This is a genomic window from Vibrio sp. A1-b2 (assembly GCF_021726015.1).
Taxonomy (GTDB): Bacteria; Pseudomonadota; Gammaproteobacteria; order Enterobacterales; family Vibrionaceae; genus Vibrio; species Vibrio diazotrophicus.
On sequence record NZ_JAKKCI010000001.1, the window covers coordinates 317,958 to 335,803 of the forward strand.

14 protein-coding genes are annotated in these 17,846 nt (G+C 43.7%); 3 read left to right on the top strand and 11 right to left on the bottom strand.

The annotated features are described in order from the left end of the window. Positions 1-192 precede the first annotated feature (192 nt). The 5 genes from malZ to yfbV form a co-directional block, all read right to left on the bottom strand. Positions 193-2,034, bottom strand: coding sequence for a maltodextrin glucosidase (gene malZ, locus L3V23_RS01410; protein WP_102966022.1), 1,842 nt, complete (start codon positions 2,032-2,034; stop codon positions 193-195). Between the two features lie 134 nt (positions 2,035-2,168). Beyond that, on the bottom strand, positions 2,169-2,963 hold the full coding sequence (locus tag L3V23_RS01415; RefSeq protein WP_042481850.1) for an ABC transporter ATP-binding protein: 795 nt from the start codon (positions 2,961-2,963) through the stop codon (positions 2,169-2,171). Beyond that, positions 2,960-3,904: an ABC transporter permease gene (locus L3V23_RS01420; RefSeq protein ID WP_102952938.1), complete on the bottom strand. Its 945-nt coding sequence runs from the start codon at positions 3,902-3,904 to the stop codon at positions 2,960-2,962. Before L3V23_RS01420 ends, L3V23_RS01415 begins: the two co-directional genes overlap by 4 nt. 64 nt (positions 3,905-3,968) lie before the next feature. Then, positions 3,969-4,934, bottom strand: a complete 966-nt coding sequence (locus L3V23_RS01425) for an ABC transporter substrate-binding protein (RefSeq protein WP_042481844.1) — start codon at positions 4,932-4,934, stop codon at positions 3,969-3,971. A gap of 305 nt (positions 4,935-5,239) precedes the next feature. Continuing rightward, a complete protein-coding gene (gene yfbV / locus L3V23_RS01430) occupies positions 5,240-5,692 on the bottom strand; it encodes a terminus macrodomain insulation protein YfbV (RefSeq protein WP_102942693.1) in 453 nt (150 codons plus the stop codon). A 358-nt stretch (positions 5,693-6,050) separates the two neighbouring features. Between yfbV and L3V23_RS01435 the strand changes: the two genes are divergently transcribed. The 3 genes from L3V23_RS01435 (at position 6,051) to L3V23_RS01445 (ending at position 10,801) form a co-directional block, all read left to right on the top strand. Then, positions 6,051-7,247, top strand: coding sequence for an acetate kinase (locus tag L3V23_RS01435; protein WP_042481839.1), 1,197 nt, complete (start codon positions 6,051-6,053; stop codon positions 7,245-7,247). Between the two features lie 139 nt (positions 7,248-7,386). Continuing rightward, positions 7,387-9,531 carry a phosphate acetyltransferase gene (gene pta / locus L3V23_RS01440; RefSeq protein ID WP_102952936.1) on the top strand — a complete coding sequence of 715 codons (2,145 nt, stop codon included), beginning with the start codon at positions 7,387-7,389 and terminating at the stop codon, positions 9,529-9,531. A 178-nt stretch (positions 9,532-9,709) separates the two neighbouring features. Then, a complete protein-coding gene (locus L3V23_RS01445) occupies positions 9,710-10,801 on the top strand; it encodes an outer membrane protein transport protein (protein WP_102966024.1) in 1,092 nt (363 codons plus the stop codon). A gap of 58 nt (positions 10,802-10,859) precedes the next feature. Here the strand turns inward: L3V23_RS01445 and L3V23_RS01450 are convergent, their stop codons facing one another. The 6 genes from L3V23_RS01450 to L3V23_RS01475 all read right to left on the bottom strand — a co-directional run bounded on the left by L3V23_RS01450 (position 10,860) and on the right by L3V23_RS01475 (position 17,532). Next, on the bottom strand, positions 10,860-11,804 hold the full coding sequence (locus L3V23_RS01450; RefSeq protein WP_042481832.1) for a glutathione S-transferase family protein: 945 nt from the start codon (positions 11,802-11,804) through the stop codon (positions 10,860-10,862). A gap of 168 nt (positions 11,805-11,972) precedes the next feature. After that, a complete protein-coding gene (gene oppF / locus L3V23_RS01455; protein ID WP_042481828.1) occupies positions 11,973-12,965 on the bottom strand; it encodes a murein tripeptide/oligopeptide ABC transporter ATP binding protein OppF in 993 nt (330 codons plus the stop codon). Next, positions 12,962-13,933, bottom strand: coding sequence for an ABC transporter ATP-binding protein (locus L3V23_RS01460; RefSeq protein ID WP_042481824.1), 972 nt, complete (start codon positions 13,931-13,933; stop codon positions 12,962-12,964). Before L3V23_RS01460 ends, oppF begins: the two co-directional genes overlap by 4 nt. Before the next feature lie 17 nt (positions 13,934-13,950). Beyond that, positions 13,951-14,853 carry an oligopeptide ABC transporter permease OppC gene (gene oppC, locus L3V23_RS01465; RefSeq protein ID WP_042481822.1) on the bottom strand — a complete coding sequence of 301 codons (903 nt, stop codon included), beginning with the start codon at positions 14,851-14,853 and terminating at the stop codon, positions 13,951-13,953. Positions 14,854-14,865: 12 nt separating this feature from the next. Continuing rightward, positions 14,866-15,786 (bottom strand): oligopeptide ABC transporter permease OppB, encoded by a 921-nt coding sequence (oppB, locus tag L3V23_RS01470; protein ID WP_042481819.1) that lies wholly within the window; start codon positions 15,784-15,786, stop codon positions 14,866-14,868. 114 nt (positions 15,787-15,900) lie between these two features. Further along, positions 15,901-17,532 (bottom strand): ABC transporter substrate-binding protein, encoded by a 1,632-nt coding sequence (locus tag L3V23_RS01475; protein WP_102966026.1) that lies wholly within the window; start codon positions 17,530-17,532, stop codon positions 15,901-15,903. Positions 17,533-17,846 lie beyond the last annotated feature (314 nt).

Sequence of the window (17,846 nt, forward strand, 5' to 3'; positions counted from 1 at the left end):
CTTCACACCAATACCAAGTAGGGAAATCTTTTCAATCAACAGATTAGTACACTTAACACTTTTTTTATATGCATATTGTATCGTTATTCCAAGCCGCTACGCCTCTTTTAGATGTATCTCAATATTGCAGCAGCGGCTTAGTGTCGGGAAAAGCCGAAATTAAGTAACTGATTCATTTTTATAAGCAAACAATCAAGGCTTCGAGCTCATTCCCATAAGATAAGCCTTACTGCCAACTTCCACCGACAGGTTACCCGAAACGACTTCCATTTCATTGCCGGATTTAGAACAAATGACCTTGCCGCTCTCAATCCCCAACTTCCAGATTGGAACAGACATAGACTGAGGAACATCAGAGGCGTTTATTACAATCAAGATAGCCTCTTCGCCATAGACTCGGGCATAAGCAATACAGCTATCTTGAGCATACAAAATCTGCAAAGCACCTTGTTGTAATGCCAAGTGATTTCTTCTCATTGCTACTAGCTTTTTGAATCGCTCTATTTGTTGAGAGTTCTCAATCTCTTCCCAAGGGAAACAACGACGATTATCAGGGTCTAATCCACCTTGCAGATTCACCTCAGTACCATAGTAAACACATGGTGTACCAACCATGGTCATCAACAACACTAAACCTATTTCAATCAATGCTTCCTCACGATTGACCAAGGTTGCCCAACGCATCGTGTCGTGGCTATCCAGTTGATTAAGCTGTGCCAATTGATTCAGCCAAGGCACTTTCGCCTGAGCTTCAACAATCCACTCAACAAATTCCTGTGCGCTAATGGAAATAGGGTCATAAGCAATATCTTGCCCCGTGAGCCAAGCTCTAACCGGATGCGCAAAACCATAGTAGTTCATCGCTCCGTCTTCTTGGTCTCCCTGTAGCCATTGTGTCGCTTCAAAGAAGTGTTCGCCTAAAACATAAGCTTGCTGATTCTCTTGTTTCACCGAATCGCGGAACTGTTTTACATAGTAGGCATTGTTGATGGCTCCTGAACCCTCACCTAGCATATGAATCACATCAAAACGCCATCCGTCAATCGAGTAAGGTGGGCGCAGCCAGTGTTTGATCACTGAATCCTTGCCCTGATAAATATAATCACGCACTTCTTCGTTTAAGAAGTTCAACACGGGTAAGTTTTCAACACCTTTCCAACAGGCGTAGTGATTATCTTGATCGAACAGGTAATAGTTACGATAAGGCGATTTTTCGGAACAATACGCGCCATTTCCATAATGGTTGAAACGGTCAAACCAAGGATGTTCAGCAGAGGTATGATTGAACACGGCATCAAGCACAACCTTCATTCCACGCTGGTTAATCTCAGCGCATAGCTGAGCAAACTCTTCGTTGGTTCCCAGGTGAGGGTCAACATTGAAGTAATCCGTCGTGTCATATTTATGATTACTCAATGAGGTAAAAATAGGATTCAGATAGACAGTAGTGATACCAAGTTGCTCTAGGTAGTCTAACTTGCTTCTGACACCTGCTAAATCGCCACCATAGAATTCCAAAGAACCATGTGAGTCGTGAGAACTGACGGGCTCGCCCCACTGTTTAGCAATCACATTACGTTTCCCGCCGCGAACAGAATATTCATTTGTCTTAACGCTGATGTCAGGATTACCGTTGCAGAAACGGTCAGGAAATATCTGATAGAAAATTTGCTCATTCACCCACTTTGGAGGCTGATACAAAGCGTCATACTTAAAATGATACTCTCGTGGTGGGATACGGTTATGCACGCCTCTAGCATCAAGCCAATGTTGCGCACTGCCACTCAACATCTTAAACACATAGTGAGTCAGTGATTTATCCGGATTAACAGGGATGGTTGCGCTCCATTGGTTTAAGCGCCCTAACTTTCCACAAGGCTTCATTTCCACCAATGATTCTTCGTTGTCCGGCTCATGTCTGACATACACCTTCTGATACAACTCAGACTCTGTGTTTAGAATAAGTGTCAGTTGACCATCTTGATAAGATAAACCGTCGGATGTTTGGGCATGAAAAGCGAAAGGTAAGGACATGCTGCTCCCCTAATATATGATTCCTGTTGCTTGTTAACTTACCTCTTTGTTTAAAAAGAAAAATCCTCCTTACACAGTTAGCGATTTGCGCATAGTGTAAGGAGGATCACGTTTAGTAGGATGAACTTGAGGGATTAGTTCAGCAGTAAGCTATCGTCAGACAGTTCTTCACCACGAACTTTAGAGAACATCTCAAGCAGATCAGGTACTTGCATATTGGCTCGTTGATCACCGGATACATCCAGAACAATTTCACCTTGGTGCAACATTACCGTTCTGTCACCACACGCTAGTGCGTCTTTCATTGAGTGAGTCACCATCATTACGGTCAAGTTAAACTCTTTAACGATTTTCTTGGTTAAATCGATAATGAAAGCTGCCATGCGAGGATCTAGAGCTGCGGTATGTTCATCAAGTAACAATAACTTACTGTCTGAAAGTGTTGCCATCACAAGACTCACTGCCTGACGCTGACCGCCAGAAAGCAAACCGATGTTATCTCCAAGACGGTCTTCTAAGCCTAAACCAAGAATACTGATTCGCTCTTGAAACAGTTTGCGACGATTGGTTGAAAGAGAATGCTTCCAGCCACGACGTTTACCGCGCATATATGCAAGCGCCATGTTTTCTTCAATAGTTAACGCTCCGCAAGTACCTGCTAGCGGATCTTGGAATACACGAGCACAAAGGCTGGCACGTTGGTCAACACTGCGGCGAGTCACGTCAATATCATCGATATTAACTTTACCACCGACCATAGGTGTTTCACCTGTTACCGCACCAAGCAGTGTTGATTTACCCGCACCATTTGAGCCAATAACGGTAAGAAATTGGTGTTCTGGCACTTTCAGATCCACACCTCTTAACGCTCGGTTCTCAAGGATAGTGCCAGGATTAAATGTAACTTGAATATCTTCTAAATGGATCATAATGCTTCTCCTGACGCCTTAACCTGCTTAGATACTTCTGATTTCTTAGCAGGCCCACTACCCTTTTTTGGCTTTCGATTCCTTTTCATTCTCGGCATGATTAACGCCAGAGCAACTAGCACTGCAGTAACCAAGTTCAAGTCCGATGCTTGTAAACCAAACATTCCCGAACTTAATGCAAATGCCACAGCTAAACGATAGAGAACCGATCCCACGATAACCGCGACGACGGCTACCCAAATTTTACGGCCTGGAATGAGTGTTTGACCCAAAATAACAGCAGCCAAACCAACTACGATGGTACCTACACCAGAAGTCACGTCCGCAAAGCTGTTGGTTTGTGCAAATAAAGCACCAGCAAAGCCCACAAAGCCGTTTGACAGTGCTAAACAAAAATAGGTGTAAAACGCCGTACTCGCACCTTGCGCAGCAACCATACGAGCATTCACGCCTGTGGCACGAAGCCCCAAGCCAAAATCACTGTTCAGTAGACGAACAACAAACAGAGCAGATATAAGTACCAGTACCGCTACAACCAAAGGACGAATGAGCATAGGGTCGCCCATCGTTTCAAATGGTGTCAGGATCGTATCTTCACCGAGCAGAGCTAAGTTAGGACGTCCCATAATGCGGATATTAATTGAGAACGCAGCAATCATAGTTAGGATTGATGCTAATAGATGAAGAATTCCACAACGAACCGTCAAAAACGCCGTTACCCATCCGGTTGCCGCACCAGCAATAATAGCTAAACCGGTAGCGATCCATGGGTCAATGCCAGAAACAATTGCGGTTGCAGCTACAGCAGCACCCATAGGGAAACTACCATCAACGCTCAAATCTGGGAAATCAAGAACTCGGAAAGTCAGGTAAACACCAAGTGCCACCAGACCGTAGATAAGGCCAACCTCTAAGGCGCCAAAAAAGGCAAAAGCAGACATACAAACTCCCTTCTCTGCTTAATCAAGTTGGCGCACTACTACGCCAACTCTTTTAACAATGGTTCTATTTAACGCTTGTTGCGCGATCCATAACGGACTTAGGAATTTCCAGACCTAGCTTTTCAGCCACAGTCTTGTTAATCACTAAATCAGAACCTTTCGCAACTTTAACATCCAAAGAACCAGGAGCAGCACCTTCTAGAATAGCAGCTACATAATCCGCAGTTTGAACGCCAATTTGGTAGTAGTCGAAACCAAGACTAGCAACTGCACCACGCTCTACATATGATGTAGCAGCGCCAAACACAGGTGTCTTAGCTTGGTTTGCAGCGACAATCATACCTTCAATTGCGCTGGCAACAGTATTGTCAATCAGAGCATAAATAACATCTGATTTTGCAGAGATTGCTTGTGTCGCTGACTGTACATCTGCACTTTTCAGAGCAGTTGCTTCAACCAGAGTAATTCCGTGCTTTTTAGTGGATGCTTTTAGTAGCTCCATCAAGCTTACAGCGTTTGCTTCACCTGGGTTGTAAACCACACCAATTGATTTCACGTTTGGCATGATTTCTTTAATCAACTCTACGTGTTGTTCAACCGGAGAAAGGTCTGAAAGACCCGTTACGTTTTTACCAGGTTGCTCCATTGTCGCAACCAATTTTGCGCCTACTGGGTCTGTCACCGCTGTAAATACAACTGGAATGTTTTTAGTCGCTGACACTAGAGCTTGTGCGGTAGGTGTTGCAATACCGACTAACACATCTGGATTTTCACCCACAAATTGACGCGCAATTTGTACAGCAATAGCAGGGTTACCTTGTGCTGTTTTGAAATCAAACTCTAGGTTTTTGCCTTCTTCATAGCCTTTTGCTTTCAGACCATCAAGAAGACCTTGACGTGTTGCATCGAGTGCAGGGTGTTCTACGATCTGTGAAACCGCAACTTTAGCGGTTTTAGCCATAATGCTGTGGGAAGAAAGTAATGCAGCTCCGGCTAGAACGGCGGTAGCAATGACCTTGCTTGCTTTCATCTTAACTCCTTGATTTAAAGCATATAGTAATGTGATGTTGTGTAATGTTTTTTAGTTATTGTGCAATTAGCATGCACTTACGGACATTATTACCAGTAACTATGCGGAAAGGGAAGAAACATTTAACAGCGAAATAACAAAAAGAGAGGAAGAAACAATATCTTGAATTTGGTGACTAAAAGAAGGCAAATAACGACTATTTTTTGCTCAGAAAAAAGCCTCTACAACAGCAATGAGCTTGGCTTCATATCGGAAAACAAAAAAAGGCTCTAATGGATAGATTAGAGCCTTAACAATTCGTTTAATTAAAACCAGCGTTCTAAAGCGGTTTTATCAAGCTGACGGAATGCACGATTAAGTACCATTGCCAGCTCTTTGTATCGAGGCTTTGATTTTATCGGTTCAAGAGCAGAACCTGTTTCAACAATTTTTGCATGAATTTCGCGATACCAACCTGCAAGTGCAGGCGGTAACTGAGTATTCGCTCTGTTACCTAACCACCACATACCTTGCAGAGGTAAGCTGATGGCAAACAAAGCAACAACAACCGCTTGTGGCATAGCTTGAACATTTTGAAAACTCATTTGAGTTAACACGCTAATAGCGGCGACCGCTGGCATAACTTTGATACCAAAACGCGTCGCTTTAATAATTCGCGATTCAGGAAAAAGCAGATTCAACTCTTTCCGCATAGGCCAAACTTGCATGTATTTCTGGCCGTCTTTCAAGCTGTGGATGATTCCGACACGATTACTCATACCACTTCCTCACTCTCAGTTATCGCCTCTTGCGGGCGAATTCGCTAAAAAATAGTTGAATAGTTCAACGAATAACGTAAAAATTTGATAAAAGCTAATATTGTTTCAAATTTTTTTTGTTATATTACCCCATTATCGCTATCCTTTGCGGACTCTCAATCTCATTGTTGCCCTTATTTACAATTTAGGCAACTTTAAGACTAATCTGCAAGGAAAGCAGCAGACGATTTCAATGACGAAGTCACGTCTCTAGATAAGGAAGTTAAAGCTTTATTGATTAAGATTAGTACCAATTGCTTATGCATCTACTATTCTTGTCATTGATTTTGTCCTAACCGATTATTACAGGTAGTCACACATGTCTAAGCTAGTTTTAGTTTTAAACTGCGGTAGTTCTTCACTTAAATTCGCTGTTGTCGATGCACAAAACGGCGACGAACATCTTTCTGGTCTTGCAGAATGTTTACACCTTCCAGAAGCACGTATCAAGTGGAAACTTGATGGTAAGCACGAAGCACAACTAGGTGAAGGCGCTGCTCACGATGAAGCTCTATCTTTCATCGTAGAAACTATTCTTGCTTCTAAGCCAGAACTTGCGGCACAAATTAAAGCTATCGGTCACCGTGTTGTACACGGCGGCGAGAAGTTCACTAAATCTGCTCTAATCGACGATGCTGTTCTTCAAGGTATTCAAGACTGTGCAACTCTAGCACCGTTACACAACCCAGCACACATCATCGGTATTAAAGCAGCTCAGAAAGCTTTCCCAGCACTGAAAAACGTTGCTGTATTCGATACTGCTTTCCACCAAACTATGCCTGAAGAAGCGTTCCTATACGCACTTCCATACAAACTATACAAAGAACACGGTGTACGTCGTTACGGCATGCACGGTACTTCTCACCTATTCATCGCTCGTGAAGCAGCTGAACGTCTAGGTAAACCAGCAAACGAACTTAACATCATCAACTGTCACCTAGGTAACGGTGCATCAGTTTGTGCAATTAAGAACGGTGAATCAGTTGATACTTCAATGGGTATGACTCCTCTTGAAGGTCTAGTAATGGGTACTCGTTGTGGTGATATCGATCCTGCGATCATTTTCCACCTACACGACGCTCTAGGTTACTCAGTTGAGCAAATCAACAACATGCTGACTAAAGAGTCTGGCCTTCTAGGTCTAACTGAAGTGACTTCTGACTGTCGTTTCGTTGAAGACAACTACGGCGCTAAAGAAGAAGCAACTCGTGCGATGGACGTATTCTGTCACCGCCTAGCTAAATACGTAGCTGGTTACACTGCAAGCCTAGATGGTCGTCTAGACGCTATCGTGTTCACTGGTGGTATCGGTGAAAACTCTGCTCCAATCCGTGAAATGGTTCTTAACCGTCTAGCAATCTTCGGTATCGAAGTAGACAGCGATGCAAACCTAAAAGCACGTTTCGGCGGCGAAGGTGTTATCACTACAGCAGACAGCCGCGTGCCAGCGATGGTTATTTCAACCAACGAAGAGTTGGTGATTGCTGAAGACACCGCAACTCTAGCAGGTCTTTAAGTTTCTAACTGGCTAACCTAACGGTTAGCCAGATTTCTATAGGGGCTTAGCTTTTATTCTCACTTGAATCATTAACTAGGCTTTATTTCAATCCAATCTATCTCTTAGATTGCATCCAATAGTTTGAGGTACCTTACAGATGTCCCGTACTATTATGCTTATCCCTATCAGTGCTGGCGTGGGTCTAACCAGCGTGAGCATGGGTATTTTACGCGCTATGGAGCGTAAAGGCGTAAACGTTTCTTTCTACAAGCCTATTGCTCAGCCACGTAGTGGTGAAGATCAACCAGATCTGACTTCAACGATTATCGGCCGTAACAGCGATATCAACATTGCTGAACCTTTGCCTATGTCTACGGCTGAAACGCTAATCGGCTCAGAGAAAATGGATGAGCTGCTAGAAACTATCGTTGAACGTTACAACCAGATCAATAAAGACTCAGAAGTGACGTTGATTGAAGGTTTGGTTCCAACTCGTAAACATCCATTCGCTAACCAAGTGAACGCTGAAATTGCAGCAACACTTGGCGCTGAAATCGTGTTCGTTGCAACTCCTGGTACTAACAACCCAACACAGCTGAAAGAGCGTATTGAAATCGCCTGTTCAAACTTTGGCGGTACTAAGAATAAGAACATTAAAGGTGTCATCATCAACAAGCTTAACGCTCCTGTTGATGAAGCTGGCCGTACTCGTCCAGACCTATCTGAAATGTTCGATGACGCAGACAGTGCGATTCAAACAAATCTTGAAGTGATGCAGATCTTCAATACTAGCCCTATCCGTGTTCTAGGTTGCGTGCCATGGAACATCGAATTGATCGCGACTCGCGCAGTAGATATGGCTAAGCACCTAAACGCTGAAATCATTAGCGCTGGTGAAATCAATACTCGCCGTATTAAGAGCATCACGTTCTGTGCACGTTCAATCCCTCACATGATTGAACACTTCAAACCAGGTTCTTTACTTGTGACTTCTGCAGACCGTCCAGACGTTATCGTTGCAGCGTCTCTAGCAGCAATGAACGGCGTTGAAATTGGTGCTGTACTGCTTACTGGTGGTTACGATATTCCAACGGAAATCGTTGACCTATGTAAACCTGCATTTGACTCTGGCTTGCCAATTTTCAAAGCGCAAGGTAACACTTGGCAGACTTCTTTGAACCTACAAAGCTTCAGCTTAGAAGTACCTGCAGACGATAAAGAGCGTATCGAGTTCATCAGCGAACACGTTGCGAGCCACATTGATGGCCCTTGGATTGATTCTCTATCTGAAGGCACTCAAGGTATCCGTCGTCTGAGCCCACCAGCATTCCGTTACCAGCTAACAGAATTTGCTCGTCGCGCGGGTAAACGCATCGTTCTTCCTGAAGGTGACGAACCACGTACAGTGAAAGCTGCGGCTATTTGTGCTGAACGCGGTATCGCAACATGTGTGCTTTTAGGTAACCCAGACGAAATCCGTCGAGTTGCAGCACAACAAGGTGTTGAGCTAGGCGCTGGCGTTGAAATCATTGATGCGGACTCCGTTCGTGAAAACTACGTAGCTCGTTTAGTTGAACTACGTGGCGCGAAAGGTATGACTGAAGTTGTTGCTCGTGAGAAATTGGAAGATTCTGTTTTCCTAGGCACAATGATGCTTGAAGCAAACGAAGTTGACGGCCTAGTGTCTGGTGCTGTTCACACAACTGCGAACACTATCGTTCCTCCGTTCCAAATCATCAAGACAGCACCAAATGCGTCAATCGTATCTTCAATCTTCTTCATGCTTCTGCCTGATCAAGTATTGGTATACGGTGACTGTGCAATCAACCCAGATCCAACGGCTGAACAGCTAGCAGAAATCGCTATCCAATCGGCTGATTCTGCAGCTGCATTTGGTATCGACCCACGTGTTGCAATGATCTCGTACTCTACTGGTGAATCTGGTAAAGGTGCAGACGTTGATAAAGTACGTGAAGCAACTCGTATTGCTCAAGAGAAACGTCCAGATCTTATTATTGACGGCCCTCTACAATACGATGCAGCAATCATGGAAAACGTGGCAGCGTCTAAAGCTCCTAATTCTCCAGTTGCAGGTAAAGCGACAGTATTCGTATTCCCAGACCTAAACACAGGTAATACGACGTACAAAGCAGTACAACGTTCAGCAGACCTAGTATCAATCGGTCCGATGCTACAAGGTATGCGTAAGCCAGTTAACGACCTTTCTCGTGGTGCGTTGGTTGACGATATCGTGTACACAATTGCTCTTACCGCTATCCAAGCAGACCAGGAAGCAAAATAGTCTTCACTTAGATCTCCAGATATTATTAGCAAAAGCCGCAACCTAGTTGCGGCTTTTTTATTCTGAATAAAGTTTAATCCCTTCCAACAAGCGTTTGTCGAAAATTCCTACATATCTACCAAACCCCACTCAATAGAATACTACAGCTACTAACTTTCAATTTTATAAGTCTAATAACATGAATCTACTAAAAAAATCCCTCGTCGCTAGCGCAGTTCTAGCGAGTACTTCTGCATACTCTGCAGGTGTATATTTGCACGAAATCGGCAACAATGACCTCGGTTTAGCCGCTGCGGGCAAGGCTGCACGCGCTCAAGACGCCTCAGTTCTGGCTGCAAACCCTGCGGGCTTATCTAATGTCGAAGAGCAATCGTTTACTGGCGGTATGATGACGCTTTATGGCGATACCGAATACCAAATGCAAAGTTCTAGTGCAGGAAACATTGTTGGTTTTGTTCCCCTCGGTTCTGCATTCTACAGCCAGAAAATGAATGACAAGTTAACACTTGGCATCGGTGTTTACGGTAATTATGGAATGGGTCTAGAGTACGAAAACTTCCCTATCAAAACTGCAGTAACACAAGCTCTCACCATTCAGCCAACCGCTTCTTACCAGATCAACGATCAATGGTCAGTTGGGGCTGGTTTAGGTATCCAATATGGTATGTTTGATGTAGAAGCTGGCGGCGCTCAGATTGACGATACTGACATTACCTATAACGCCAAACTTGGTGTCCTTTTCTCACCAAATGAAAACACCCGATTCGGTATCGGTTACTCTTCTGAAACAGAACTCAAATTTGATGTCAATGTATTAGGTCAAACCGTTGATCCAGCTGTAATGCCACAAACACTGACTTTCAGTGCATTCCATCAGTTAAACGATAAGCTCGCTGTAATGGGTAACTTAGGTTGGGAAGACTGGAGTGAATACGAAACTTTCACTAAAACTCCAACTCAGGATACCTACCATATTGCTGTAGGTTCACGCTACCAATTAAACAAGAAACTAATATGGAATGCAGGTTTGGCGTTTGATAGCAGCCTATACGAAAATCAATCTTCGGGTGACTTTACTATCCCAACAGGTGATGCATGGCGTATTGGTACGGGTATGGAATACGATCTAGGTGAAGGCCGTACAATGGGCCTAGCCTTTGAAGTCGTATTACTTGAAGACTCCAAGACACAGGCAGGCCAGTTAAGTGGTGGTTTTGAAGATCCTACCTTATATTTCCTAACCGCTACCTACAGCTGGTCAGGTCAATAACACTTAGATAATAAAACTTAGCTAATAAAAAACGCATCGTAAAAGATGCGTTTTTTATTTATACCAAATCTCTGTTATGTGGAGATTCTAGATCCAACTCAGGCCCAACAGGCACTACTTGCGTTGGATTGATGCTGGTATGACTGAAGTAGTAGTGTCGTTTGATATGGTAAAAGTCCGTGGTCTCTTTTACTCCCGGAACTTGGTATAGCTCTTTCAAATAACCATTCAAATTTGGATAATCTGCAATTCTTTTTTTGTTGCACTTAAAATGGCCAACATATACCGAATCGAACCGAATAAGCGTAGTAAATAGACGCCAGTCTGCCTCTGTGATACTAGAACCGGCCAGATATCGATTATGAGCCAGATGTGCATCCACTTTGTCTAATGCTTCAAATAAAGACTCATACGCTTCTTCATAGGCTTCCTGCGTCGTTGCAAAGCCACAACGATAAACACCATTGTTGATGTTTGGATAGATATAATCATTCCACTCGTCGATAACATTGCGCAGTGCATCAGGATAGTAATCGACGTGATTATCAGTTAACTCATTAAACGCACGGTTAAACATACGAATTATTTCAGACGATTCGTTACTTACGATGGTTTGAAGTTTCTTATCCCACAACACAGGTACAGTAACGCGGCCAGAATAATCAGGTTTCGCTTGAGTATAGATTTGGTGAAGCTTGGTGTGTCCGAACAGAGGTTCTGGAATGCCGAATTTCCAACCATCGTGGAGCATATCCGGACAGACAATCGTGACATCGATAATGTCTTGTAATTGCTTAAGTTCACGGAAAATTAATGTACGGTGCGCCCATGGACAAGCCAAAGAGACATATAAATGATAGCGACCAGCTTCAGGAGAAAATTTGGCGTCAGAACGGCTGTCTATCCAATCGCGAAATCCTGCATCTTCTCGAATGAACTTTCCGTCACTGCTCTTTGTGTCATACCAAACATCATGCCAGACACCTTCAACTAATTTTCCCATTACTCACCCCATTACTAATGCTTAATTCTGGAGTTATTATAGTTGAACGAGATGAATACTCACCCGAAGGGTTTTGGCTTAGTCATTCGAATTTTTTGAAGGTTTTCTTGGGCACAAAAAAAGCGCGACTCAAAAAGAAGCCGCGCTTATGCCCGTCACAGGCTGAATTTACATCTCAACATGTAAGCACGAAACTGCATGGGTATCAGACCCTTGAATTTGTGGCTTAGTTTGAGCACAGATCTCTGTCGCTTGAGGACAACGAGTTCTGAAAACACATCCCGATGGCGGGTTAATTGGTGAAGGCAGGTCGCCTTCAAGCATTTGAATCGTTTTTGCACGTTCCAGCTTTGGATCTGGAATCGGCACAGCAGACATCAATGCTTTGGTGTATGGGTGTTTAGGATTAGCAAACAGCGCTTCAGATTCACCGAGTTCTACTGCATTACCTAAATACATTACCAATACACGGTCAGAAATATGTTTCACTACTGACAAGTCGTGCGCGATGAACACTAGGCTTAACCCTAGCTCACGTTGCAGTTCTTGCAGCAGGTTTACCACCTGAGCCTGAATTGAAACGTCGAGCGCTGATACTGGTTCATCACAGATAATCATCTTTGGATTAAGAATCAAAGCACGAGCAATACCAATACGTTGACACTGTCCACCAGAGAACTCGTGTGGATAGCGGTTGATCACGTTTGGTAACAGACCCACTTTTGCCATCATCTCTTTAACACGGTCTTTCACTTCTTGCTTAGAAAGCTCTGGATAGAAAGTCTGTAGCGGCTCAGCGATGATGTCCCCTACTGTCATACGCGGGTTCAAAGACGCCAGAGGATCTTGGAAAATCATCTGAATATCTTTACGAGTTTCGCGACGTTTCACTTCCTGCATACGAGTCAAATCTTGACCTAACCAGACCACTTCACCGTCAGTTGCCTGTACAAGGCCGATAATTGCGCGAGCAAAAGTAGACTTGCCACAACCAGATTCACCCACAACGCCTAGAGTTTCACCTTCGTAAAGGCGAACGTTCACACCATCTACAGCTTTAAGCTTCGCTGGTTTTGACCAAGGCCATGCTGATTTAGAAGCGATGTCAAAGTGTACTTTTAGCTCTTTAACATCTAACAGTAATTTCTTATCTACACTCATTTCGTCCAAGTCTCCCAGTCAGAAAAACATGCGCGTTGACGATCATTGCCAAATGGAGTCAGGATCGGCGCTTCACGTTTACAACGGTCCATTACACGATGACAGCGGTCTTGATATGGACAACCCGGTGGCAGACGAAGTAAGTTTGGCGGATTACCCGGAATGGTTGGTAATACATCACCTTCAGTATCCAAACGAGGGATTGCTTTCAACAAGCCTTCCGCATATGGATGGCTCGGTTGATAGAAGATCTCGTCAACCGTGCCGTATTCCATTGTGCGACCTGCGTACATTACAAGCACTTTGTCGCAAGAACCCGCAACCACACCCAAATCGTGAGTGATCATGATGATTGCTGTGTTGAATTCAGATTTCAGTTCGTTAAGCAGATCCATGATTTGAGCCTGAACCGTTACGTCTAATGCGGTTGTCGGTTCATCAGCGATCAACAGTTTCGGACGACATAGCAGAGCCATTGCAATCATTACACGCTGACGCATACCGCCAGAGAACTCATGCGGATACATAGTAATACGTTTGCGAGCTTCCGGAATTTTTACCGCTTCCAGCATGCGCACAGACTCTTCAAACGCTTCTGCTTTGCTCATGCCTTTGTGCAGCATTAACACTTCCATCAACTGGTCGCTAACCTTCATATAAGGGTTAAGCGACGTCATTGGGTCTTGGAAGATCATTGCAATTTGTTCTGCGCGAACTTTATTTAACTCTTTTTCAGGCAGGTTTAGAATTTCCTTACCTTCAAATTTTGCGCTACCAGAAATGATACCGTTCTTAGCCAACAGGCCCATGATAGAGAATACAGTTTGAGATTTACCCGAACCAGATTCACCAACGATACCTAGTGTCTCACCTTGATTTAGTGAGAAGTTCAAATCGTTTACTGCGGTAACAATACCATCTTGGGTAGTGAACTCTACACGCAGGTCTTTGACATCTAATAAAGCCATTACTACTTCCTCTATTCTTATCTGTCTTTTGGATCCAGCGCGTCACGGAGACCGTCACCCACATAGTTAAAGCAGAACAGTGTGACCACCATGAATGCCGCAGGGAAGCCAAGCTGCCAAATTGCGATTTCCATTGTGTTTGCACCTTCTTGCAATAGTGCTCCCCAGCTTGTCATAGGCTCTTGAACACCTAAACCAAGGAAAGATAAGAATGACTCAGTCAGAATCATGCTAGGAATAAGCAGCGTCGAATAAACAGCGACGATACCTAATACGTTTGGAACGATATGACGAGTAATGATCTTCCAGTTACTCACACCACATACGTGTGCCGCTTCAATAAACTCTTTGCTGCGTAGGCTCAGCGTTTGACCACGAACAATACGAGCCATATCAAGCCATGCAATAGCACCGATAGCCACGAAGATCAGAACGATATTACGTCCAAAGAAGGTCACCAATACGATAACCAAGAACATGAATGGCACTGCGTACAGAATTTCGAGGATACGCATCATGATACGGTCAACACGGCCACCGATGAAGCCAGATGCCGCACCGTAAAGTGTACCGATGAGTACTGCAACCAGTGCGCCCATCACACCGACCATCAGAGAGATACGTCCACCAACTAAAGTACGAACGTAAATATCACGGCCTAAACTGTCTGTACCGAACCAATGCTCTGCATTTGGAGCAACGTGCATTGCGTACCAGTCCGTATCGTCATAAGTAAAGGGCGCAATCATTGGTAAAAAAACAACCGCCAACGTCATAAGCGTGAGAATAAATAGACTCACCATCGCGGCTTTATTGCGCATAAAGCGAATACGAGCGTCCTGCCACAGGCTGCGACCCTCGATTTCAAGATTTTCGGAAAACTTTTCAATCGCTTCCAGATTTTCTTTTTTCGTCAACATAGTAATACTTCCTTAGTAACGAATTTTCGGGTCAATCGCTGCCAACAAGATATCTACAATTGCGTTGAACAGGATAAATAAGAAACCAATAAGAATGGTTACACCCATTACCAGAGAGTAGTCACGGTTAAATGCCGCGTTTACGAACAACTTACCAATACCCGGAAGGCCAAAGATGGTTTCGATAACAACCGAACCAGTAATGATACCTACGAATGCAGGCCCCATATAAGAAACTACTGGTAATAACGCAGGTTTCAACGCGTGCTTAACGACGATGTATGGATAGCTCAACCCTTTTGCTCGCGCAGTTCGAATGAAGTTACTGTTTAGAGTTTCAATCATTGAACCACGAGTAATACGTGCAAATGTTGCTACGTATAACAGAGACATACCAAGAACTGGCAGAGCCATATATTTGAACGACCCGTCTAACCAGCCCCCAGCAGGGAACCAACCTAGGTTAATAGAGAAAATGTAAATCAATACCGGCGCGAGAACGAATGAAGGCATTACGACACCAATCATAGCAGTAGCCATAATTGAATAGTCCAACCAAGTATTTTGCCTCAAAGCGGCAAGTGTCCCGACAGTTACACCCATAATTACTGTGAAGATAAAAGCGGCAAAACCGACTTTCGCTGACACAGGAAGGGCTGCAAAAATCAGCTCATTTACCGAGTAATCAAGGTACTTGAATGAAGGACCGAAATCGCCTTGTAAAACGTTGGTCAGATAGGTGGTGTACTGCTCTAATACAGGCTTATCAAGTCCATATTTCGCTTCGATATTTGCCATTACTTCTGGCGGTAGAGCACGCTCGCTTGAGAAAGGGTTTCCTGGTGCGAAACGCATGAGAAAAAACGAAACTGTAATCAAAACCAACATGGTTGGAATTGCTTCCAGAACTCGTCTAATAATGAATTTAAACATAAACTCACTCTTCCAGTCTGTGACTATTTAAAACAAAAAATACTGCATGTACCATCCGCGAACCTCAAGCACATGCAGAATATTACTTAATTATAGTTTTATAGCTTTGCTAATTTATTCAGCTTTGATGTACAGATCTTTTGAGTAGATCTTTTCTTCTGCGTTGTTCGCAGGGAAACCACCTACTTTTGGAGAAAGCAGACGAGTCTTAACATACTGATAAATTGGAGCGATAGGCATATCTTTCGCCATTAGAGCTTCCGCATCTGCGTAAAGTTTTTGACGTTCTTCTTCGGAAGTAGAAGTCAGTGCTTTATCGATGATTGCATCGTACTCTTTGTTGCCCCAGTGTTGACCACCAGTGGTGTTATTACTTGTCATCAAAGTTAGGAATGAAGACGCTTCGTTGTAGTCACCACACCAACCGGCACGAGCAACTTCGAAGTCACCTTGGTCTTTAGAAGATAGGTAAGTTTTCCACTCTTGGTTTTCTAGAGTGACATCTAGACCCAAAGTTTTCTTCCACATAGAACCAATCGCTACTGCAACCTTCTTGTGGTTTTCTGAAGTGTTGTACAGAAGAGTAAACTTAAGTGGGTTGTCTTTACCGTAACCAGCTTCAGCAAGTAGACGAGCGGCTTCTTCGTTACGCTGTTTCTGAGTCATTTTGCCGTAAGCAGGCATTACTGGGTTGAAACCAGAAGTGATCTCAGGCGTTAAGAAGTATGCAGGTTTCTGACCTTGACCCATGATTGCATCGCTCACGATGTTACGGTCAATCGCGTAAGAAATTGCTTTACGTACACGTACGTCATCAAATGGTTTTTTCTTGGTGTTGAAAGAGTAGTAGTAAGAACATAGGTTACCCACTACAGAAACCAATTCTGGATGATCTTTCTTCAGACGACGGAAATGCTCTACTGGAACTTCATAGCTGATATCGATTTCGCCCGCTAGGAAGCGGTTCATTTCAGCAACTTGGTTTTCAATCGGAAGGAAAGTTACTTTGTTGATAACTGTGTGCTCGTTATCCCAGTACTGTTCATTGCGCTTAAGTACTAAACGCTCATTCACAACCCAGTTTTCAACTACATAAGCACCGTTACCAACGAAGTTTTCAGGTTTGGTCCATTGATCACCAAACTTTTCTACTGTCGCTTTATTAACTGGCTTCATTGTTGTGTGACCAGTCATCATAACGAAATATGGAACTGCTGAGTCTAACTCAACAACAAGAGTGTTCGCGTCTTTAGCGTATACGCCTAACTCACTCTTGTCTTTCTTCCCTGCGATAATGTCAGCTGCATTCTTCAGCTGGGTCATTTCCATGTACCAAGAGTATGGAGAAGCAGTCGCTGGATCAACGGCGCGTTGCCAGCTGTATACGAAATCTTGTGCAGTTACAGGTTCGCCGTTAGACCACTTAGCGCCTTCACGAATATGGAAAGTGAACGTTGTATTGTCTGATGTTTCCCAGCGGTCTGCGACACCAGGAATAACCTTACCGTCAGCGTCTTGGTTTACCAAGCCTTCTAGCAGGTCACGAATAACGTGTGATTCTGGAACACCTTGAGATTTATGCGGGTCGATAGTAGCGACTTCAGTACCATTACCACGAACGATCTCTTGCACTGGAGCTAGCTTAGTGCCTGCTGGCACGTTTGCAGCAAAAGCTGTAAGAGAAGTTGTAGCCACCGCAAGGCCAGCACCTAGTAAAAGTGCTTGTGTGATTTTGTTCTTATACATCTGTATAAACTCCAAGTTTTATTTTTGCATCCATGACTTCTTTGCATGTCGGCTAGAACGGCTAACCTAAAAGATGTGGGAAGTGACAAAAGCATGTCAATTCCTTACAAAGAATGCGGCAAACATTATCAAGCATTGAAGCAATTTGCCATAAAATTAGAATAAAAAGAGATTATATTCTTATCCATAATGAATAATTAGATGCAACCACTAACCAAAGACTAGCTTGCAGCACAACAAAGGAAAGTAATCCTTTACATCAGATTTAAATCTCGATTTATCTAACTAACGCCGTATTCTCAGCATCTTGCACT